This is a genomic window from Streptomyces sp. NBC_00654, assembly GCF_026341775.1.
Classification (GTDB): domain Bacteria; phylum Actinomycetota; class Actinomycetes; order Streptomycetales; family Streptomycetaceae; genus Streptomyces.
This window is the reverse complement of sequence record NZ_JAPEOB010000001.1, coordinates 1,895,339-1,916,620: the sequence shown is the minus strand read 5'-3', so window position 1 is coordinate 1,916,620 and position 21,282 is coordinate 1,895,339. Positions and strand designations below refer to the sequence as shown.

At 69.1% G+C, this 21,282-nt stretch carries 20 protein-coding genes; all 20 read right to left on the bottom strand.

Annotation, left to right across the window (positions count from 1 at the left end):
* Positions 1-87: 87 nt before the first annotated feature.
* Entirely contained in the window at positions 88-534 is a 447-nt protein-coding gene (locus tag OHA98_RS08415; RefSeq protein ID WP_266923889.1) for a DUF2550 domain-containing protein, read from the bottom strand.
* Positions 535-660: 126 nt separating this feature from the next.
* A complete protein-coding gene (locus OHA98_RS08410; RefSeq protein ID WP_266923887.1) occupies positions 661-1,035 on the bottom strand; it encodes a F0F1 ATP synthase subunit epsilon in 375 nt (124 codons plus the stop codon).
* A gap of 109 nt (positions 1,036-1,144) precedes the next feature.
* On the bottom strand, positions 1,145-2,596 hold the full coding sequence (gene atpD / locus OHA98_RS08405; protein WP_266923885.1) for a F0F1 ATP synthase subunit beta: 1,452 nt from the start codon (positions 2,594-2,596) through the stop codon (positions 1,145-1,147).
* A complete protein-coding gene (locus OHA98_RS08400) occupies positions 2,597-3,514 on the bottom strand; it encodes a F0F1 ATP synthase subunit gamma (RefSeq protein WP_266923883.1) in 918 nt (305 codons plus the stop codon).
* Between the two features lie 3 nt (positions 3,515-3,517).
* Positions 3,518-5,089 (bottom strand): F0F1 ATP synthase subunit alpha, encoded by a 1,572-nt coding sequence (gene atpA / locus OHA98_RS08395; RefSeq protein ID WP_266923882.1) that lies wholly within the window; start codon positions 5,087-5,089, stop codon positions 3,518-3,520.
* A 152-nt stretch (positions 5,090-5,241) separates the two neighbouring features.
* Positions 5,242-6,057, bottom strand: coding sequence for a F0F1 ATP synthase subunit delta (locus OHA98_RS08390; RefSeq protein ID WP_266923880.1), 816 nt, complete (start codon positions 6,055-6,057; stop codon positions 5,242-5,244).
* Positions 6,054-6,596, bottom strand: coding sequence for a F0F1 ATP synthase subunit B (locus tag OHA98_RS08385; protein WP_266923878.1), 543 nt, complete (start codon positions 6,594-6,596; stop codon positions 6,054-6,056). The genes OHA98_RS08390 and OHA98_RS08385 overlap by 4 nt, the downstream gene beginning before the upstream one ends.
* A 42-nt stretch (positions 6,597-6,638) precedes the next feature.
* Positions 6,639-6,884, bottom strand: coding sequence for a F0F1 ATP synthase subunit C (locus tag OHA98_RS08380; protein ID WP_266923876.1), 246 nt, complete (start codon positions 6,882-6,884; stop codon positions 6,639-6,641).
* 72 nt (positions 6,885-6,956) lie between these two features.
* Positions 6,957-7,772 carry a F0F1 ATP synthase subunit A gene (gene atpB / locus OHA98_RS08375; protein WP_266923874.1) on the bottom strand — a complete coding sequence of 272 codons (816 nt, stop codon included), beginning with the start codon at positions 7,770-7,772 and terminating at the stop codon, positions 6,957-6,959.
* Between the two features lie 224 nt (positions 7,773-7,996).
* Positions 7,997-8,434 carry a hypothetical protein gene (locus OHA98_RS08370; RefSeq protein WP_266923872.1) on the bottom strand — a complete coding sequence of 146 codons (438 nt, stop codon included), beginning with the start codon at positions 8,432-8,434 and terminating at the stop codon, positions 7,997-7,999.
* Positions 8,435-8,699: 265 nt separating this feature from the next.
* Entirely contained in the window at positions 8,700-10,097 is a 1,398-nt protein-coding gene (locus tag OHA98_RS08365; protein WP_266923870.1) for an MraY family glycosyltransferase, read from the bottom strand.
* A gap of 84 nt (positions 10,098-10,181) precedes the next feature.
* On the bottom strand, positions 10,182-11,462 hold the full coding sequence (gene glyA, locus OHA98_RS08360) for a serine hydroxymethyltransferase (protein ID WP_266923868.1): 1,281 nt from the start codon (positions 11,460-11,462) through the stop codon (positions 10,182-10,184).
* A 127-nt stretch (positions 11,463-11,589) separates the two neighbouring features.
* Positions 11,590-12,231, bottom strand: a complete 642-nt coding sequence (locus tag OHA98_RS08355) for a protein-tyrosine-phosphatase (protein WP_265599324.1) — start codon at positions 12,229-12,231, stop codon at positions 11,590-11,592.
* Entirely contained in the window at positions 12,228-12,875 is a 648-nt protein-coding gene (locus OHA98_RS08350) for an L-threonylcarbamoyladenylate synthase (RefSeq protein WP_266923864.1), read from the bottom strand. The genes OHA98_RS08355 and OHA98_RS08350 overlap by 4 nt, the downstream gene beginning before the upstream one ends.
* Positions 12,876-13,035: 160 nt before the next feature.
* A complete protein-coding gene (prmC, locus tag OHA98_RS08345) occupies positions 13,036-13,881 on the bottom strand; it encodes a peptide chain release factor N(5)-glutamine methyltransferase (RefSeq protein ID WP_266923863.1) in 846 nt (281 codons plus the stop codon).
* Positions 13,882-13,925: 44 nt separating this feature from the next.
* Positions 13,926-15,002: a peptide chain release factor 1 gene (prfA, locus tag OHA98_RS08340; RefSeq protein WP_266923861.1), complete on the bottom strand. Its 1,077-nt coding sequence runs from the start codon at positions 15,000-15,002 to the stop codon at positions 13,926-13,928.
* 151 nt (positions 15,003-15,153) lie between these two features.
* Positions 15,154-15,378 carry a 50S ribosomal protein L31 gene (rpmE, locus tag OHA98_RS08335; protein WP_019764351.1) on the bottom strand — a complete coding sequence of 75 codons (225 nt, stop codon included), beginning with the start codon at positions 15,376-15,378 and terminating at the stop codon, positions 15,154-15,156.
* Between the two features lie 201 nt (positions 15,379-15,579).
* Positions 15,580-16,683 (bottom strand): LCP family protein, encoded by a 1,104-nt coding sequence (locus OHA98_RS08330; protein ID WP_266923859.1) that lies wholly within the window; start codon positions 16,681-16,683, stop codon positions 15,580-15,582.
* A gap of 342 nt (positions 16,684-17,025) precedes the next feature.
* The gene (locus OHA98_RS08325; RefSeq protein ID WP_266923857.1) at positions 17,026-18,801 is read right to left on the bottom strand and encodes a trypsin-like serine protease; all 1,776 of its coding nucleotides are present in this window, start codon (positions 18,799-18,801) and stop codon (positions 17,026-17,028) included.
* A gap of 209 nt (positions 18,802-19,010) precedes the next feature.
* Entirely contained in the window at positions 19,011-21,050 is a 2,040-nt protein-coding gene (gene rho / locus OHA98_RS08320; RefSeq protein WP_266923855.1) for a transcription termination factor Rho, read from the bottom strand.
* Positions 21,051-21,282: the final 232 nt, after the last annotated feature.

Sequence of the window (21,282 nt, the reverse complement as noted above, 5' to 3'; positions counted from 1 at the left end):
GACCACGCGTACGGGTACGGGTATGGAGAAGGGGGGAACCCCCTGACACCGCGGGCGACCGCCCTCGCACCGTCCGCGTACGGGCCCTCAGGCCACGTTCACCCGCTGGCCGGGCGGTGCCGCCTCCAGCCAGGCGAGGAAACCCGTCAGGGCGTCCTCGCTCATCGCAAGCTCCAGGCGCGTCTCACGGTGGAGACAGCCGAGCACGACGGAGTCCGACAGCAGCGCCAGCTCCTCCTCGCCGTCGGGCAGCCGACGGGAGATCACCTCGATGGCCGAGCGCTCCAGGGCGCGACGGGGGCGGGGAGCGTAGGAGAAGACCCGGAACCAGTCGACCCGGTCGCCGCTGTAGCGGGCGACGCCGTACACCCAGCCCTTGCCGGACGGATCAGGTTCTTCGGACACGTCCCAGCGCAGACTGCAGTCGAAGGTTCCGCCGGAACGCTGGATCAGCCGGCGGCGCAGGCCGAAGACGAACAGACCCACCACGACCAGCACGACGACCAGACCGCCCACCCACAAAGCGAGGACCATCTCCACCGACCTCCTCGCATCGTCGAGTAACGGAATTCGAACTGCACCTGCATCGCCTCAGCCGCGACACGGTCTGGATAATTCCAGCTCGGGCCGCGGCTGAGGAAAAAACTACTGGTGGGGGTGCTAGTGCACCGCCACCGCACGCAGTCGTACATCGGCGCGCCGCTCGGCGGCGGCGTCCGTGTCCGACTTCGCGCGCTCCAGCGCACGCTCGGCGCGCTGGACATCGATCTCGTCGGCCAGCTCGGCGATCTCCGCCAGCAGCGACAGCTTGTTGTCCGCGAACGAGATGAAACCGCCGTGGACAGCGGCGACGACGGTTTCGCCCGCGCTCGTGCGGATCGTCACCGGGCCCGATTCCAGCACACCGAGAAGCGGCTGGTGACCGGGCATGACGCCGATGTCGCCGGACGTGGTACGCGCGACGACCAGGGTGGCCTCGCCGGACCAGACACTGCGGTCCGCGGCGACCAGCTCGACATGCAGCTCAGCAGCCAAGGGTGGCTCCTCGGGTCACCACCCGGCCGTCGAGCCGGGTGTTGGGTCAATTCTACGGGGCGTGGTGAGGGGGGCGGGACACACCCACCCCCCTCGGTGAGCCGGAGGCTCAGGAGACGCCGAGCTCCTTGGCGTTGGCCTTGAGGTCCTCAATGCCACCGCACATGAAGAACGCCTGCTCCGGGAAGTGGTCGTACTCACCGTCGCAGATCGAGTTGAACGCGGCGATCGACTCGTCGAGCGGAACGTCCGAACCGTCCAGGCCGGTGAACTGCTTGGCGGCGTGGGTGTTCTGCGACAGGAAGCGCTCGACGCGACGGGCACGGTGGACAACGAGCTTGTCCTCCTCGCCCAGCTCGTCGATACCGAGGATCGCGATGATGTCCTGGAGGTCCTTGTACTTCTGCAGGATTCCCTTGACACGGCTCGCCGTGTCGTAGTGGTCCTGCGCGATGTAGCGCGGGTCCAGGATGCGGGACGTGGAGTCCAGCGGGTCCACGGCCGGGTAGATGCCCTTCTCGGAGATCGGACGGGAGAGAACCGTCGTCGCGTCGAGGTGGGCGAACGTGGTGGCCGGGGCCGGGTCGGTCAGGTCGTCCGCGGGGACGTAGATCGCCTGCATCGAGGTGATCGAGTGACCACGCGTCGAGGTGATGCGCTCCTGGAGCACACCCATCTCGTCGGCCAGGGTCGGCTGGTAACCCACCGCGGACGGCATACGGCCGAGCAGCGTGGAGACCTCGGAGCCGGCCTGCGTGAAGCGGAAGATGTTGTCGATGAAGAGCAGCACGTCCTGCTTCTGCACATCGCGGAAGTACTCCGCCATGGTCAGGGCGGACAGCGCGACCCGCAGACGGGTGCCCGGCGGCTCGTCCATCTGGCCGAAGACCAGCGCGGTCTTGTCCAGGACGCCCGAGTCGGTCATCTCGTCGATGAGGTCGTTGCCCTCACGGGTGCGCTCGCCGACACCGGCGAACACCGACACACCGTCGTGCAGCTTCGCCACACGCATGATCATTTCCTGGATGAGGACCGTCTTGCCGACGCCCGCACCACCGAACAGACCGATCTTGCCGCCCTTGACGTACGGGGTCAGCAGGTCGACGACCTTCAGGCCGGTCTCGAACATCTCGGTCTTCGACTCGAGCTGGTCGAAGGCCGGGGCCTTGCGGTGGATCGGCCAGCGGTCGGTGATCTGCGCCTCGGCCTCCGGCTCGTTCAGGATCCGGCCGAGGGTGTTGAACACCTTGCCCTTGGTGATGTCACCGACCGGGACGGTGATGCCCGCGCCCGTGTCGGTCACCGGGGCCTGGCGGACCAGACCGTCGGTGGGCTGCATCGAGATCGCACGGACCACGCCGTCACCCAGGTGCTGGGCGACTTCCAGGGTCAGCACCTTGCGGGCGCCGTCCTCGGCCGGGTCGTCGACCGAGACGTGCAATGCGTTGTAGATCTCCGGCATCGCGTCGACGGGGAACTCCACGTCGACGACCGGGCCGATGACCCGGGCGACGCGGCCCGTCGCAGCGGCCGTCACAGCGCTGTCGGTAGTCGTCGTCATTTACTTGTCACTCCCCGCGGTCGCGTCGGCCAGAGCACTGGCACCGCCGACGATCTCGCTGATTTCCTGGGTGATTTCGGCCTGGCGGGCCGCGTTGGCAAGCCGGGAGAGGCTCTTGATGAGATCCCCGGCGTTGTCGGTCGCCGACTTCATCGCGCGACGGCGGGCGGCGTGCTCGGAAGCGGCGGCCTGCAGCAGTGCGTTGTAGATACGGCTCTCGACGTAGCGCGGCAGGAGGGCGTCGAGGACGTCCTCCGCCGACGGCTCGAAGTCGAACAGCGGAAGGATCTCGCCCTTCGTACCGCTCTCTTCCGCAACCTTGTCGAGCGAAAGCGGCAGCATCCGGTCGTCGACTGCGTTCTGCGTCATCATCGAGACGAACTCGGTGAAGACGATGTGCAGTTCGTCGACGCCACCCTCGGCCGTGTCCTTCTGGATGGCCTCGATCAGCGGCGCGGCGACGCTCTTGGCATCCGAGTACGCCGGGCTGTCCGTGAAGCCGGTCCAGGATTCCGCGACCTTGCGCTCACGGAAGCCGTAGTAGGCGACGCCCTTGCGGCCGACGATGTAGGTGTCGACCTCCTTGCCCTCGGCCGCGAGCCGCTCCCTCAGCCGCTCCGCCGCCTTGATGGCGTTGGAGGAGTAGCCGCCGGCCAGACCGCGGTCGCTCGTGACGAGCAGGACCGCGGCCCGGGCCGGGGCCTCGGCCTCGGTGGTGAGCGGGTGCTTGGTGGTGGAGCCGGTCGCGACCGCGGTCACCGCACGGGTGAGCTCGGTCGCGTACGGCATCGACGCCGCCACCTTGCGCTGCGCCTTGACGATGCGCGAGGCGGCGATCATCTCCATCGCCTTGGTGATCTTCTTGGTCGCGGTGACGGCTTGGATGCGGCGCTTGTAAACGCGAAGCTGAGCGCCCATCGATCAGCCCTCGCCCAGAAGCTTGCCGTCCGAGGTCTCGAACTGCTGCTTGAAGGCGGCGATCGCGTCGGCGATCGACTGCAGCGTGTCGTCGGACATCTTGCCGCCCTCGGCGATGCTGGTCAGGAGGTCCTTGCGCTCACGGCGCAGGAACTCCAGCAGCTCGCTCTCGAAGCGACGGATGTCCTCGACCGGGACGTCGTCCATCTTGCCCGTGGTGCCGGCCCAGACGGAGACGACCTGCTCCTCCATCGGGAACGGGGCGTACTGCGGCTGCTTCAGCAGCTCGACCATGCGCTTACCGCGCTCCAGCGAAGCCTTCGAGGCCGCGTCCAGGTCGGAACCGAAGGCGGCGAACGCCTCCAGCTCGCGGTACTGGGCGAGGTCCACGCGAAGCCGGCCGGAGACCTGCTTCATGGCCTTGTGCTGGGCGGAGCCACCGACTCGGGAGACCGAGATACCGACGTTGAGCGCCGGACGCTGACCCGCGTTGAACAGGTCGGACTCCAGGAAGCACTGGCCGTCGGTGATGGAGATGACGTTGGTCGGAATGAACGCCGACACGTCGTTCGCCTTGGTCTCGACGATCGGCAGACCGGTCATCGAACCGGCGCCCAGGTCGTCGGAGAGCTTGGCGCAGCGCTCCAGCAGACGCGAGTGCAGGTAGAAGACGTCGCCCGGGTAGGCCTCACGGCCCGGCGGACGGCGCAGCAGAAGCGACACGGCGCGGTAGGCGTCGGCCTGCTTCGAAAGGTCGTCGAAGATGATCAGGACGTGCTTGCCCTGGTACATCCAGTGCTGGCCGATGGCCGAACCGGTGTACGGCGCCAGGTACTTGAAGCCGGCCGGGTCGGACGCCGGGGCGGCGACGATGGTCGTGTACTCCAGCGCGCCGGCCTCTTCGAGGGCACCGCGCACGGAGGCGATGGTGGAGCCCTTCTGACCGATGGCGACGTAGATGCAGCGCACCTGCTTGTTCACGTCGCCCGAGCGCCAGTTGTCGCGCTGGTTGATGATCGTGTCGACGGCCAGAGCGGTCTTGCCGGTCTGACGGTCACCAATGATCAGCTGACGCTGGCCGCGGCCGATCGGCACCATGGCGTCGACGGCCTTGTAGCCGGTCTGCATCGGCTCGTGCACCGACTTACGGACCATGACGCCAGGGGCCTGCAGCTCGAGGGCGCGGCGGCTTTCGGTCGCGATCTCGCCGAGACCGTCGATCGGGTTGCCGAGCGGGTCGACGACGCGGCCGAGGTAACCCTCGCCGACGCCGACGGAGAGCACCTCACCGGTGCGCTGCACCGGCTGGCCCTCCTCGATACCGCTGAACTCGCCGAGGACGATGGCACCGATCTCGCGCTCCTCAAGGTTGAGGGCGAGACCGAGGGTGCCGTCCTCGAACTTCAGCAGCTCGTTCGCCATGGCGGAGGGCAGGCCCTCCACCTTCGCGATGCCGTCACCGGCAACGCTGACCGTACCGACCTCCTCGCGCGAGGCCGCGTCCGGCTTGTACGACTGGACAAAGTTCTCCAGCGCGTCCCGGATCTCCTCCGGCCGGATCGTGAGCTCCGCCATCTGGGTTCCCTGCTCTCCTTGTTGGGCCCGAAGTTTCTTAAGGGGGTCTGGGGGCCGACCCCCAGGAATCTTCTGCAATTTCTGCACGGCCCAACCGGGCCGCTGGTCTTGCTCGTTCAGTTGAAACGCACAGTCTGTTGCGCTGCGCTGTGTCAGCCGGCCATGCGACGGGTCGCCTCGTCGAGGCGGTCCGCGATGGTGCCGTTGATGACCTCGTCACCCACGCGCACCGAGATCCCGCCGAGGACCGCGGGGTCCACGTCCAGGTTCAGGTGCATCTGCCGGCCGTAGATCGTGGCGAGTGCGGCGCCGAGGCGCTGCTTCTGCCGGTCACTGAGCGGCACCGCCGAGGTGACCACGGCGACCATGCGGTCCCGTCGCTCCGCGGCGAGCCTGGACAGGGATTCGAGTCCCGCTTCCAGGCTACGTCCCCGGGGCTGGGTCACGAGGCGGACGATGACCCGCTCGGTCACCGGCTGTGCCTTGCCGCCGAGCAGGCTGCGCAGCAGCTGGCTCTTGGCAGCGGTGGTGGCCGTACGGCTGGTGAGCGCGGAACGCAGCTCCGTGTCGGAGCCGACGATCCGGCCGAACCGGAACAGCTCGTCCTCGACGTCGTCGAGTGCGCCGCCGCGCTGGGCCGCGGTGAGGTCTGCGATGTTCGCCAGCTCCTCGACCGAGTCCACCAGCTCGCGGGACTGCGACCAGCGGGAGCGGACCATGCCGGAGACCAGGTCCACGGCTTCGCCGCTCACCTGACCGCTCAGCAGTCGTCCGGCCAGCTCGGCCTTGCTCTCGCCGCTCTGGGCCGGGTCGGTGAGGACCCGGCGCAGGGAAACCTCGCGGTCGAGCAGCGCGGTGACGGCTGCCAGGTCCTCGGCGAGCTTCGCCGCGTCGACCGACGTGTTGTCGGTCAGCGCGTCGAGACGCTCACGTGCGGCTGCCAGTGCCTCGCGGCTCGCGCCGTTCATCGGACTGCCTCGGCCTTCGCCTCGAGCTCGTCGAGGAACCGGTCCACGGTGCCGCTCTGCCGGGCGTGGTCCTCGAGGGACTCGCCGACGAGCTTGCCGGCCAGGTCGGTGGCGAGCTTGCCCACGTCCTGACGCAGCGCGGACGCCGCGGCCTTGCGGTCGGCCTCGATCTGGGCGTGGCCTGCGGCGATGATCTCTTCGCGCTGCCGCTGACCTTCCGCCTTCATCTCCTGGATGATGACGGCGCCCTGCTCCTGCGCCTCCTGGCGCATACGGGCGGCCTCGTGGCGCGCCTCGGCGAGCTGAGCCTTGTACTGCTCGAGAACGCTCTGCGCCTCGGTCTGGGCCGCATCGGCCTTCTCGATACCGCCTTCGATGGCCTCGCGACGCTCTTCCAGAACCCTGTTGATGTTCGGGAGGAGCTTCTTGGCGAGGAAGCCGAAGACGATGGCGAAGGCGATCAGACCAATGACGATCTCGGGGACCGCCGGGAGCAGAGGATTCTGAATCTCCTCTGACGCCAACTGTTGGGCGATCACATCAGTGCCTTTCGTCGAATCGGGCGGTAAGGAATGCCGCGATTAGTCGACCGGGTAGACGAAGGGCATGACGAGACCGATGAGGGCCAGCGCCTCACAGAGCACGAAGCCGAGGATCTGGTTGGCACGGATCAGACCGGCGGCCTCGGGCTGGCGGGCCAGCGCCTGGGTGCCGTTTCCGAAGATGATGCCGACGCCGACGCCGGGGCCGATCGCGGCCAGGCCGTAACCGATGGAACCGAGGTTGCCCGTGATGTTGACGGCGGCGAGGGTCTCAAGAGCGGACATGCCGTTTCTTCCTTCTCTTTCAGGACCGGTGGGGGTTGGCCACCGGACGACTATCGGGGTGTGGCCGGCGGGTCAGTGGTGCTCGGCGAGAGCGCCCTGAATGTAGTTGCAGGCCAGGAGGACAAAGACGTAGGCCTGCAGCGCCTGGATGAACAGCTCGAAGGCGGTCATCAGCAGGACCATCACGAACGAGACACCGGCGTAGGCGATGCCGATGCCGTTCAGCAGGTACCAGCTGGCGATGGTGAAGATCAGCAGCAGCACGTGACCGGCGAACATGTTCGCGAAGAGTCGCACGGCGTGCGTGAACGGCCGGATCAGCAGGTTGGAGAAGAGCTCGATGACCATGACGAACGGAAGGGCCGGGCCGAGCGTCTTGTCGTAGCCCGCGATGTTCTTCCAGCCACCGACGAATCCGTGGCGCTTGAAGGTCAGGCTGACCCACAGGACGTACACGATCGCGGCCAGGGCCACAGGGAAGCCGATGACCGAGGGCACCGGGAACTGGGCGAGCGGAATGATCGCCCAGAGATTCATGATCCAGATGAAGAAGAACATCGAGACCATGAGGGGCACGTACTTCTTGCCCTCGCGCTTGCCGAGCGTCTCGTAGACCACACCGGTGCGGATGAAGTCGTAACCCGCCTCCGCCACCATCTGCAGCTTCCCGGGCACGAGCTTCGGCTTGTTGAAGGCCGCCCAGAAGAAGCCGACGACGACAACGGTGCTCAGGACCGCCAGCAGCATCGGCTTGTTGATCTCGATGCCGCCGACGGTGAACATCGGCTCGAATACAAAGGAGTGCAGGCCAGGAGCCGGGAAGCCACACCCGTCGAAAATGTGGCAGTCGGTCTCGAAGGCGAGCACCGTCGTCGGGTCAGCACTCACCGCGGGCTCCTTCAGCGTGGCGCATAGGTACGGCAACCTCGTTGTGTCGGCGCGGCAGGAAGCCGCTGGTCGGCACTGGACTTGGTGTTACGGATGGGGGGGCGGCTCAGGCACAGAGCTTCGCGATGAAGCAGGCGTCAGCTTGGATGCCCGCGCCCGCAGTGCCGCAGTTGGCACCGGACGATAGCAGGATCGCGAACGCGCACTTATCCCGGCCCTACCCCTCACGTCGATGACCCCTTGTTCTCGGGCTTCTTGCCCGCGGACGAGTCCGGCTCGACGTAAAGGATCTTGGTCTTCATGTGTACACGGATCTGGGCCGCGACCCATACAACGGTCGCGACGACCAGCGAGATGGCGAAAGCCCTCGGGTTGAACAGCGTCGTGTTCTTGAACACGGCGATAAAGATGAAGAGCAGCAGCAGCTGTGCCGTATAGAGCATCAGCCCCATCGGCTGGAACAGGTGCGGCATGGACCTCGCCGTCCGTTGCAGGACGGACAGGCCGATCCCCATGAAGAGGATCACCAACAGCGTCCCGACAGCGGCCCCGATCGCTCCCTTGCCACCCGCGACCACGGCGCTGACGGCAACGGCGACAACACCGGCGGCAGCGGTGGGCACGGCGGTGTGGAGGAGAGTCCGGGCGTCGTTGGACGGCATGGCGGTAACTCCGCTTGCAGGGGGTGGGCAATGGTGTCGTCAGGGACGAGCGTAGGCCCGGTCCGAGAGTGGTCGCCTCGGGCCAATGAACCGTCTCGCTAGGGTCCTTCGGCTCTGTCACCGGGTCTCGTGAACGGTATCACAAACTATTTGATGAGGTCTTTACCTGGAAAGTGTGCCAACTGTCACACGTGAGAGTTAATCCGCACACCTGCGCAAGACAGGGCGTTGCCTTGTCTGGTAATGCACCGAGAAGACCGAAACGTCAATGCGGTGAATCGGCCTTGCGACGATCGGAGAAGCGCGAACGGTGGCCGATCGCGGTCGCTCCGTTGACGCCGGAGACACCCACGGCCACAGGAGTGCGTTCCGTGCTCTCCGGTGCCATCTGCGCGTCTCCCGGCCCCTGTTGCGCCGGCTCCTGCCCCAACTCCGCCCGCTCCCCGTACGCGAGCGGGGACGCCACCGCGCCGTCGTGTCCGCGGGGGCGCCGGTAGCGCGGCGGTACGAAGCGTTCCGCCCAGTGCGGGGCACGCGGCTTGAAGCGCGGCATCAGCAGCAGCACCAGGCCCACGGCGCTCAGCGCCACGATCGCGAGCACGATCCACATCGACGCCGAGTGCACCGAGTAGCCGACGGCGCCGAAGGCGATCAGCGCGGACCAGAAGTACATGATCAGCACGGCCCGGCTCTGCGAGTGGCCGATCTCCAGCAGCCGGTGGTGCAGATGACCGCGGTCCGCCGCGAACGGCGACTGGCCGTTCCAGGTGCGCCGCACGATCGCCAGCACCAGGTCCGCGGCGGGGATCGCGATGATCGTCAGCGGCAGCAGCAGCGGGATGAAGACCGGCAGCATCGCGTGGGTGGCCTGCCGCTCGCTGCCCTCGAAGAGCTTCATCGCGTCGGGGTCGACCTGCCCGGTGACGGAGATCGCCCCGGCCGCCAGCACCAGGCCGATCAGCATCGACCCGGAGTCCCCCATGAAGATCCGGGCGGGGTGCATGTTGTGCGGCAGGAAGCCGAGGCACATGCCCATCAGGATCGCCGTGAAGAGCGTGGCCGGGGCGGCGGCCTCGATTCCGTACCCGTACCAGAGCCGGTAGGTGTACAGGAAGAGCGCGGCGGAGGCGATGAACACCATGCCGGCCGCCAGGCCGTCCAGGCCGTCGACGAAGTTGACCGCGTTGATCGTGATGACGACCAGCGCGACCGTGAGCAGCGTGCCCTGCCACTGGGTGAGCGGGACGGTGCCCACGCCCGGGATCGGCAGCCAGAGGATCGTCAGACCCTGGATGACCATGACCGCCGCGGCGATCATCTGCCCGCCGAGCTTGATGAGGGCGTCGATCTCGAACTTGTCGTCCAGGACGCCGATCAGCCAGATCAGCGCGGCCCCGGAGAGCAACGCCCGCGGCTCGTTGGAGAGTTCGAAGACACCGTTCAGGTTGAACAGATGGTCCGCGACGATCAGCCCCGCACACAGTCCGCCGAACATGGCGATGCCACCGAGCCGTGGTGTCGGTTCTCGGTGTACGTCACGCGCACGGATCGCGGGCATCGCCCCGATCGCGATGGCGAACTTTCGCACCGGCCCGGTCAGCAGATAAGTCACTGCGGCCGTGACACAGAGCGTCAGCAGGTAATCACGCACGGGCTGCCCCACAGAAATCGCCGGCCATCTCAGCCCCACACCCTAGCCTCATGAACAAGGACTCCCTGGCACGGGTGATGGTTCCACAGGCTTCGCCTACCCCGGATAGGGCGGATTTCCCGCTGCCAGCTCCCGCACCTCCGCCAGCAGACGGCCGGCGGCGCCCGTCTCCCGTACCGCCGCTCCGAACAGTGCGGCGATCCGCGCCATGTCCGCCTCGTCCATGCCCTGGGTGGTGACGGCCGCGGTCCCGAGCCGGATGCCGCGGGCGTTTCCGTAGGGCAGCGCGCAGGTGTCGAGCACCATACCCGCCGCCGCCAGCCGCTCGCGCGCGGTGCGGCCGTCCACGCCGAGCGGGGCGGGGTCCGCGACGACGATGTGGGTGTCCGTGCCGCCCGTGGTGACCTCGAAGCCCTCGGCCTCCAGACCGGCCGCCAGCACCCGCGCGTGGGCGACCACCCGATGGGCGTACAGCGTGTACGCGGGCGTCGAGGCCTCCCCGAACGCGACGGCCTTCGCCGCGACCGTGTGCATCTGGGCGCCGCCCTGGGTGAACGGGAACACCGCCCGGTCGATCCGCTCCGCCAGCTCGGCGCCGCACAGGATCATGCCGCCGCGCGGTCCGCGCAGCACCTTGTGCGTGGTCGCGCAGACCACGTCCGCGTACGGGACGGGGCTGGGGGCCGCTCCCCCGGCGATCAGGCCCATCGGGTGCGCGGCGTCGGCGATCAGGTACGCGCCGACCTCGTCGGCGATCTCCCGGAACAGCTCGTAGTCGGGGTGGCGCGGATACGAGATCGAGCCGCAGACGATCGCCTTGGGCCGGCGGGCGCGGGCCAGGGAGCGGACCTGCGCGTAGTCGATGAGCCCGCTGTCGGGGTCCACCCCGTACCCGGCGAACTCGAACCAGCGGCCGGAGAAGTTCCCGGGCGCACCGTGGGTGAGGTGTCCCCCGTACGGGAGTCCCATCGCGAGCACCGTGTCGCCGGGGCGCAGCAGCGCCGCGTAGGCGGCGAGCACGGCGGAGGAGCCGGAGTGCGGCTGGACATTGGCGTGCTCGGCGCCGAAGAGGGCGCGGGCCCGCCGGATCGCGATGCGTTCGGCGGCGTCGGCGTGCTCGCAGCCGCCGTGGTGGCGGGCTCCGGGGTAGCCCTCGGCGTACTTGTTGGCGAGCGGGGAGCCGAGGGCGGCCAGCACCGCGGGCGAGGTGAAGTTCTCGGCGGCGATCAGCTGGAGGGTGCCCGTCTGCCGCTGTACCTCCGCGAGGAGGACGTCGGCGATCTCCGGGTCCTCCCGGCGCAGGGCGTCGAAGTCCTGCGGCAGGGCGGCGTGGGAGGGGGACACGGCTGCGGGTGCGGCGGGAGAGGTGACCGGCATCTGACGGCTCCGGGCCTGGGGAGGGGTGCGCTGGCGTCAGATCCAATGTAGGCCGCGGCCGGGCGCCGTGCCCGCTGTCGGGCGCGGCTCCGTAGGCCGGTCGGCGCACCGGCCGGCGTACGGACCGTCAGTGGGGGGCGCTGACGCCCGTCAGCGCGGTGACGACGGGATCGAGGGCCTGGTTGATCTCGTCCCCGATGGAGCGGAAGAAGGTGATCGGGGCGCCGTAGGGGTCGTAGACCTCGTCCGCCTCGGCGGTGGGGGCCAGCAGCCAGCCGCGCAGGGCCGCGGCGGCGCGCACCAGCGCGCGGGCGCGTTCGACGACGCCCTCGTCGCGTGCGTCGGGGAGAGTGGCCGGATCTATGGCCCGGACCAGCCGGGTGAATTCCTTGAGGGTGAACGTCCGCAGGCCGGCCGAGTGGCCCATGGAGATGACCTGGGCGCGGTGGTCGCGGGTGGCGGTGAGGACCAGGTCGGCGCGGATCACGTGCTCGTCGAGCAGTTCGCGGCCGACGAAGCCGGTGGCGTCGGCGCCGAAGTCGGCGAGGACGACCTCCGCGTTGGCCTCCATGGGGGCGCCTTCGTGTCCCCAGGTGCCCGCGCTCTCCACGATCAGTCCGCCGCTGAGCGGATCGCCGAGGCGGTCCACCAGGGCATGGCGGGTCAGCCGCTCGGTGATGGGCGAGCGGCAGACGTTGCCGGTGCTGACGTGGAGGATGCGGAAGGTATCGGTCCGACCCGCTATGCCACGCCCCTCAGGGGCGGTCAATTGGCCACCTCGAGGTCGGGTACCACCTTGCGCAGTTCCTCGACGGAGAGCGCACCGGCTCGCAGGAGCACCGGGACGCCGCCCGTGACGTCGACGATCGAGGACGGCACGATGCCGGGCGTCGGGCCGCCGTCGAGGTAGACGGAGACGGAGTCGCCGAGCATCTCCTGGGCGGCGTCGCAGTCCTCGGGCGAGGGGTGTCCGGTGAGGTTGGCGCTGGAGACGGCCATCGGGCCGACCTCGGTGAGCAGCTCGATGGCGACCGGGTGCAGCGGCATCCGGATGGCGACGGTGCCCCGGGTGTCCCCGAGGTCCCACTGGAGCGAGGGCTGGTGCTTGGCGACGAGGGTGAGGGCACCGGGCCAGAAGGCGTCGACGAGCTCCCAGGCCTGCTCGGAGAAGTCCGTGACCAGGCCGTGCAGGGTGTTCGGGGAGCCGATCAGGACAGGGGTCGGCATATTGCGGCCGCGCCCCTTGGCGTCCAGCAGATCGGCGACGCCCTCGGAGCTGAAGGCGTCCGCACCGATCCCGTACACGGTGTCGGTGGGCAGCACGACCAGTTCGCCGCGGCGGACGGCGGACGCGGCTTCACGCAGGCCGGTCGTACGGTCGGTCGCGTCGTTGCAGTCGTATCGCCGTGCCATCAGCCGGCCTCCTCAAGCATGTACGGGTATGGCGTGTACGGGTATGGCGTGTACGGGTATGGCGTGTACGGGTATGGCGTGTACGGGTCCGACGGGTGCCGGTGCGGCAGCTGCCGGCCCCTGGTGGGGAAGTACGGCGCGCGCCGGTGCGGGCCGCCGGTCACGGCATGGCCTTGCGGGCGGTGGCGAACCGGGGGCGCTTGTTCAGGTCCGGGTGATCGGCGGCGTCCGCCCAGCCCCGTTCCTCGGTGAAGATCCACGGCACCTGGCCGCCCTGGGTGTCGGCGTGCTCGATGACGACGAGGCCGCCGGGGCGCAGCAGGCGGTGCGCGGTGCGCTCGATGCCGCGGATGGTGTCGAGTCCGTCCTCGCCGGAGAACAGGGCCATCTCCGGGTCGTGGTCGCGGGCCTCGGGTGCCACGTACTCCCACTCGGTGAGCGGGATGTACGGCGGGTTGGAGATGACCAGGTCCACCTGGCCGTCGAGCTCGGGAAGGGCGCTCAGGGCGTCTCCGCGGTGGACGGTGACCCTGGACCCCTCGGCGTTCTTCCTGGTCCATCTGAGGGCGTCCTCGGACAGCTCCACGGCGTGCACGCGCGAGCGCGGGACCTCCTGCGCCATGGCGAGGGCGATGGCGCCCGATCCCGTGCAGAGGTCGACGATGAGCGGCTCGACGACGTCCATCGCCCGGACGGCGTCTATGGCCCAGCCGACGACCGACTCGGTCTCGGGACGGGGCACGAAGACGCCGGGTCCCACCTGGAGCTCCAGATAGCGGAAGAAGGCGCGGCCGGTGATGTGCTGGAGCGGTTCGCGGGCCTCGCGGCGGGCGATGGTCTCCCAGTAGCGGGCGTCGAAGTCCGAGTCCGGCACCCGGTGCAGCTCGCCCCGCTTGACGCCGTGCACGAACGCGGCGAGTTCCTCGGCGTCGAATCGCGGTGAAGGGACACCGGCGTCGGCCAGCCGCTGGGTGGCCTGGGCCACCTCGGCGAGCAGCAGGTTCATCGCGGTTCTCCGTACGGGGTTACGGGCGGCGGGGCGGGCTGTGCTTACGCGTTGGCGAGCTTGGCGGCGGAGTCCGCGTCCACGCACGCCTGGATCACGGCGTCGAGGTCGCCGTCGAGCACCTGGTCCAAGTTGTACGCCTTGAAGCCGACGCGGTGGTCCGAGATCCGGTTTTCCGGGAAGTTGTACGTGCGGATCTTCTCGGAGCGGTCGACGGTACGGACCTGGCTGCGGCGCACGTCGGAGGCTTCCTGCTCGGCCGCTTCCTGGGCGGCGGCCAGCAGCCGGGAGCGCAGGATGCGCATGGCCTGCTCCTTGTTCTGGAGCTGGCTCTTCTCGTTCTGGCAGGAGGCCACGACACCGGTCGGCAGGTGGGTGATGCGCACCGCGGAGTCGGTGGTGTTGACGGACTGGCCGCCGGGGCCCGAGGAGCGGTAGACGTCGATCCGGAGGTCGTTGGCGTGGATCTCCACGTCGACCTCCTCCGCCTCGGGGGTGACGAGCACGCCCGCCGCGGAGGTGTGGATACGGCCCTGGGACTCGGTGGAGGGCACCCGCTGCACACGGTGCACGCCGCCCTCGTACTTCATCCGGGCCCAGACGCCCTGGCCGGGTTCGGTGGCTCCGTTGCCGCCCTTGGTCTTCACGGCGACCTGGACGTCCTTGTAGCCGCCGAGCTCGGACTCGGTGGAGTCGATGATCTCGGTCTTCCAGCCGACGCGCTCCGCGTACCGCAGGTACATGCGCAGCAGGTCGCCGGCGAACAGGGCCGACTCGTCGCCGCCCGCGCCCGCCTTGATCTCCAGGAGTACGTCCTTGTCGTCGCTCGGGTCGCGCGGGACGAGGAGGAGGCGGAGCTTCTCGGTGAGCTCCTCGCGCTGCTTCTCCAGGTCCTTGACCTCGGCGGCGAAGTCGGGGTCGTCCGCGGCGAACTCGCGGGCGGTCTCGATGTCCTCGCCGGTCCGCTTCCAGGTCCGGTACGTGGAGACGATCGGGGTCAGCTCCGCGTAGCGCTTGTTCAGCTTGCGCGCGTTGGCCTGGTCGGCGTGGACCGACGGGTCGGCGAGCTTCTTCTCAAGACCGGTGTGTTCACCGATCAGTTCCTCGACCGCCTCGAACATTCGGGGGCTCCTGGTTGATGACGTCTGCGGGCCTGCTGGAGGGCGTACTGCCGGGTGGGGCGTCCGGGGGCGCCCCCGGACGCCCGGCCGGAAAAAACGCCGGTTCCGACGCCCCCGGGAAGAGGGCGCCGAGAACCGGCGCAGTGGCTCGCTACTTGCTGGCGGAGCCGGCAGCCTTGCCGAAGCGGGCCTCGAAGCGGGCCACACGGCCGCCGGTGTCGAGGATCTTCTGCTTGCCCGTGTAGAACGGGTGGCACTCGGAGCAGACGTCGGCACGGATGGTGCCGCCGTCGATGGTGCTCCGGGTGGTGAACGACGCACCGCAGGTGCAGCTGACCTGCGTCTCGACGTACTCGGGGTGAATGTCGCGCTTCAAGGTGACTCCTAGTTTCGGGAGGGCGCCGGGTCGTCCGCGCGGATTGCGCGTCCGTGAACCGGGGCCGACGTACCAGTCTGCCAGGACCGGCCGTATCTCCCAAAACCGGGGTCGGGGCGCACCTATTCCCGACGGGACCGCGCCACCCGGTGACCAGGCGGTCACCGGGTGGCATATCCGCAGGCGGCGGGTGCGGCGGAGCTACTCGACGACCTGCCCGGCCTCGCCCTTGTCGCCCGCCGACCGCTCGGTGGCGGACGCCGGGATCGGCAGGTCGCTCTTGAGGGCCGTCCACACCTGCTGGGCTTCCTTCTCCAGCGGTATGACGCGGTTCGGGTCGGCGGGGTCGTACTGGACGGGCAGGGTGACCATGTGGACGTTCTTGGAGCTCAGGCCCTTCAGTCCGTTCGCGAAGCCCGTGAGTTCGCTCACCGAGGCCAGGTCGGAGTCGGTGGTGATGGCCTTGGTGGCGGTACCGGCGATGTCGTACAGCTTCTTCGGATTGGTGAACACCCCGACGCTCTTGGCCTGTTCCATCAGCGCCTTCATGAACGCCTGCTGGAGCTGGATGCGTCCGAGGTCGCTGCCGTCGCCGACGCTCTTGCGGGTACGCACCAGTCCGAGCGACTGCTCGCCGTTCAGCGTGTGGGTGCCGGGCTCCAGATCCAGATGGCTCTTGGGGTCGTTGATCGCCTGGTTGGTGGTGATCTCGACGCCGCCGAGCTCGTCGATGAGCTTCTTGAAGCCGGTGAAGTCGACCTCGACGTAGTGGTCCATGCGGATCCCGGACATCGCCTCGACGGTCTTCACCGCGCAGGCCGGCCCCCCGACCTCGTACGCCGTGTTGAACATCGCGCGCTGCTCGGCGGCGACCGGGTCGCCGGTCTCGTCGCTCGTGCAGCCGGGGCGGTCGATGAGGGTGTCGCGGGGTATGGAGACGACGCTGGCGGCCTTGTGCCCCTCGTTGACGTGCACGATCATCGCCGTGTCCGAACGGGCCGCGCCGTCGTCGGCGCCGTACTTCGCGTTGTCGCCGGAGCGGGAGTCGGAGCCGAGCACCAGGATGTCCTGGGAGCCGTCGTCCACGTCGTCGGGGCGGTCCGCACCGAGCGCGGCGTTGATGTCGACGCCCTTGAGATTGCCGTTCAGCGTGAAGTAGGCGTATCCGAGCCCCGATCCGCCGGCGACGACGACCGCGGCCACCGTCCAGCCCACGACGACCTTCGCCCGGTGACGGCGCGAGGGCTTCTTCCGGCGGCTTCCGGTGCCGCGTATTCGGCCCGTCCCCCTGCTGTGCTCGCTCATGGTCTCCCTCGCTCCTGGCGCCTCGCCGCTCCCTGCTCCCCCGGCCCCGGTGGTTCCGGCACGGTTTGTCATCTCTTGATCAGACGTCGAAGCATCAAGAAGGGTTGCACAGCGACCTGTGGCCCCCGTCGGGGACGGGGGCCACAGGTCGTGCGGGTGAACTGGCCGTGATCCGGCGCTCACCTGGGGTTTCTTGCCCCGTACAGCCATTCTCCGCGCGGGAGTCCGGCAGCCGGGGTGTGGCAAAGGTCTCGGCCCGGCGCGGTCCGGAGCGGTCCGCGTCCGGATCCGGGTCGGATCAGGGCCGGGCCGGCTCTCGGTCCGGGCCGGACCGGGTCGGGGTCAGCCGAAGAGGTCGAACCCGTTCCAGCCCTTGCCCGCCTTGAGCCGCGCGCTGAACGGTGCGGTCGCCGAGCCGCGGCTCGGGTAGATCCACAGGTCGCCCGCCTTGTCGCGGACCACAAGGTCGGCGATGCCGTCACCGGTGTTGTCGCCGGTGGTGACGTACGCCGTGAAGTTCCAGCCCTTGCCGACCTGGACCCTGGGCGCGTACGGGGAGGAGGGGGTGTCCCGGCCCGCGTAGAGCCACAGACGGCCCTCGCTGTCACGGGTCAGCAGATCCGGCTTGCCGTCACCGCTGTAGTCCCCCTTGCCGAAGACCTGCACGGTGCCCCAGCCTCCGCCGCCGCCGACGCGCGCTCCGAAGGAGCCGTCACCGCGGCCCGGGTACGTCCAGATCTTGCCGTCCTTGTCGATGCCGACCAGGTCCGGAACACCGTCCCGGGTGACATCACCGGGGAAGAGGATGTTCTTCCACGTCGACCAGCCCTTGCCGATCTTCGTCTCGATCCACTGGGTCTCGCCGTCGAAACGGAGCCAGTACAGGTCGCCGTTGCCGATGCGGTAGACGAAGTCCTGGTAGTCGTCGCGGTTCCAGTCGACCTGACGCACGAGGTCGGCCCCGCCCCAGTCGCCGCCGGAGACGGGCCGGGTGAACGAGGTGCCGGTGGAGACGTATTCGAACGCCTCGCCCGTGGCCTTGCGGGCGAACAGGTCCGCCGTGAAGTCGCCGTTGATGTTGGTGTCGTCGATCCGCGGGGCGATCTTCCCGTAGAGCGTGCTCGTCTTCGCGTAGACGCTGTACGAGCCCTTCTCCACGCAGTCCTTCATCCCCCAGGAAACGACGCCCGCGATACGGCCGTTGACGACCATCGGGCCGCCGGAGTCGCCGTTGCACGGGGATACCGTGCCGTTGTCCTCACCGGACGCCGGTATCCCCGCACAGGTCATCGGGCCGGCCACGAAGTCGGCCGGGTAGAAGGCCGCGCAGGTGGAGTCCGCGTGGATCGGCACGGTGGCCTTGCGCAGGGTCTGCGATATCGACTCGTCGGTGGAGCTGGTGCGGCCCCATCCGTAGACCGTGGCGCGGGTGCCGTCCTTGTAGAGGGCGGTGTCCGTGCCCGAGGCCGGCTGGAGCGTCTTGTACGGAAGCGTCGCTCCCAGCGTCAGCACGGCGACATCACTGGTCAGCGCGGCGTCGTCGAACGCGGGGTCGACCCACTGCCGCCAGACCGAAACGGCCTGCCCGCCGTGCAGATCAGCGCCGTCCGGCAGCTGCGCGGTACCGCCGACGACGGCCCCGTTCGCCGCCCAGTCCAGACCGTCGACGCAGTGCGCGGCGGTGAGGACCTTGGCCGGCGCGACCAGGGTGCCGCCGCAGAAGTAGCCCTCGTCGTCGGCCGTGTCGGAGGTTCCCCTGTCGTCGTAGTAGTGCAGCTGCACCATCCACGGCGCGTCCGTGATCGGCGCGTCCACACCACCGATGATCTTCGGGTCCACCCTGCTGCCGGGTGCGCCCGGAGCGGCCTTCCCGGCGTCGTCGGCGGCCTGGCCGGGGGCGCCCGACTCGCCCTGCTCCAGCTTCGTGGCCGAGCCCCTGACGGTGTCGAGGAGCTCCTCCTGCGACTGCGCGGAACGCTTCTGCACGTTCTGGGTCCCGGGAAGCGGCGGCCGGTCCGCCGCCTGCGCGGGAGCGGCGGTCAGCGCCGCGGCCCCCAGGGCAAGCGCGGCGGCCGCCGCGGGCAGGGTGATGAATTGCCTCGGTCTGCCGGATGTCACGCAAGAATCCCTTCGGTCGACGCGGCGCAACGCGAGTGCGGCGCCGGGTAGTTGCACGCGAAGGGAGGGACGGGCCCACTGGTGGTTCGGCACAGTGGGCACAGAGAAAATACGTTTCCCCCCCACCTACGGGCCTGCTGATGCTATAACGCGGAACCGCCCTCGTCACCGGAGTAACGAGGGCGGTTCCGCGGACTGCTGGGACGACGTCAGTCGTTGCCGTTGCCCGGCGTCGTCTTCTGGATCTGGAGCAGGAACTCCGCGTTGGACTGCGTCTTCTTCATGCGGTCCAGCAGCAGTTCGATCGCCTGCTGCTGGTCGAGCGCGTGCAGCACCCGGCGCAGCTTCCAGACGACCGCCAGCTCGTCGGTGCCGAGCAGGATCTCTTCCTTACGGGTGCTGGACGCGTCGACGTCCACCGCCGGGAAGATGCGCTTGTCCGAGAGCTTCCGGTCGAGCTTGAGCTCCATGTTGCCGGTGCCCTTGAACTCCTCGAAGATCACCTCGTCCATGCGCGAGCCGGTCTCGACGAGCGCGGTGGCCAGGATGGTCAGCGAACCGCCGTCCTCGATGTTGCGCGCCGCGCCGAAGAAGCGCTTCGGCGGGTACAGCGCGGTCGAGTCGACACCACCGGACAGGATGCGGCCGGAGGCCGGCGCCGCGAGGTTGTACGCGCGGCCCAGACGGGTGATCGAGTCCAGCAGGACGACCACGTCGTGACCCAGCTCGACGAGACGCTTGGCGCGCTCGATGGCCAGCTCGGCGACCGTGGTGTGGTCCTCGGCCGGGCGGTCGAAGGTCGAGGAGATGACCTCGCCCTTCACCGACCGCTGCATGTCGGTGACCTCTTCCGGACGCTCGTCGACCAGGACGACCATCAGGTGGCACTCGGGGCTGTTGACGGTGATCGCGTTGGCGATGGCCTGGAGGATCATCGTCTTGCCGGTCTTCGGCGGGGCCACGATCAGGCCTCGCTGGCCCTTGCCGATGGGGGCGACCAGGTCGATGATCCGCGTCGTCAGCACATTGGAGTCGGTCTCCAGACGGAGCCGGTCCTGCGGGTAGAGCGGGGTCAGCTTCTGGAACTCCGGACGGCCGCGGCCGGTTTCGGGCGCCATGCCGTTGACCGAGTCGAGACGCACCAGCGCGTTGAACTTCTCGCGGCGCTCGCCGTCCTTGGGCTGACGCACCGCACCGGTGACGTGGTCACCCTTGCGCAGGCCGTTCTTGCGGACCTGGGCGAGCGAGACGTAGACGTCGTTCGGGCCCGGCAGGTAGCCGGAGGTCCGGATGAACGCGTAGTTGTCGAGGATGTCCAGGATGCCCGCGACGGGGATCAGGACGTCGTCGTCGGCGACCTGCACATCGCTGGCGAAGTCCTCGCGCCCACGGCGGCCACGGCGGTCGCGGTAGCGGCCGCGACGGCCGCGACGGCCGCCCGCCTCGTCGTCGTAACCGTCGTCCTGCGGACCGCTGTCCCGGCCCTGCTGGCCCTGGCTCGGGCTCTGCCCCTGGCCCTGGCGCTGCGGGCGCTGCCCGCCGCCCTGCTGGCCCTGGTCGTCGCCCTTGCCGCGACGGTCGCGCTGACGCTCGCGCCGGTCACCGCGGTCACCGCGGTCACCACGCTCGCCGCGGTCCCGGCGGTCGCCGCGGCGGCCCTCGGCGTTGTCGGCGCCGGACTCGGCCTTGGACTCGCCGCGGTCGTCGTTCTTCTGCTCGGCCTGCGGCTCCGCGCGGACCTCGGCCTTGGCCTCGGTCTTGGCATCGGTCTTGGCCTCGGGGCTGCCCGCCTGAGCGGTGGCCCGGCGCCGACGGCGCTCGCCGGCGGGCTGGTCGTCGCTGGCCGGCTGACCGGGGATGTCGATCTGCTGCTGGGCCTCGGACTTGTCGGCCGGTGCGGCGGCCTCGTCCCCGGTGCGCGCCTTGGAGGTGGCACGCCGCTTCGGCTTGCTCTCGGTGTCCGTGCCGGCGGGGGCCGCAGCGGCCTTGGTGGAGGCCTTGGGCGCGGCAGAGCTGCCCGCCTGCGCCTCCTTGATGACCTCGATCAGCTGGCTCTTGCGCATCCGCGCAGTTCCCCTGATACCGAGGCCGGACGCGACCTGCTGCAGCTCGGCCAGGACCATGCCCTCGAGGCCGGTGCCGGAGCGGCGGCGCCGTGCGGTGGTGCCAGTGGCAGCACCTTCGGCGGGCGCGGCGCTGTCGACGTTCTTGTCGGCAGTCACGCCCATCAGATCGGTGGTGTCGCTCACGAAGGGTCCTTCCCTGGAGCGGACGTCGGCCTTCTGGCTCGGCGACCGGTTGTGCTGTCCGACTGCGGTCTGTGATCTTGCGGATCGCGGACCTTGCCGGGGCGGTGGTCCGCCGGGTACGGCGGAGAGATGAATGTGCGGGGTCCGGCGCGAGATCCCCCTGCTCGGCCCACTCCTGGATGAGCGAGGGGTGTCGTGCCGGTTCCGGAGCGTGCACGAAACTGCTCAGGCA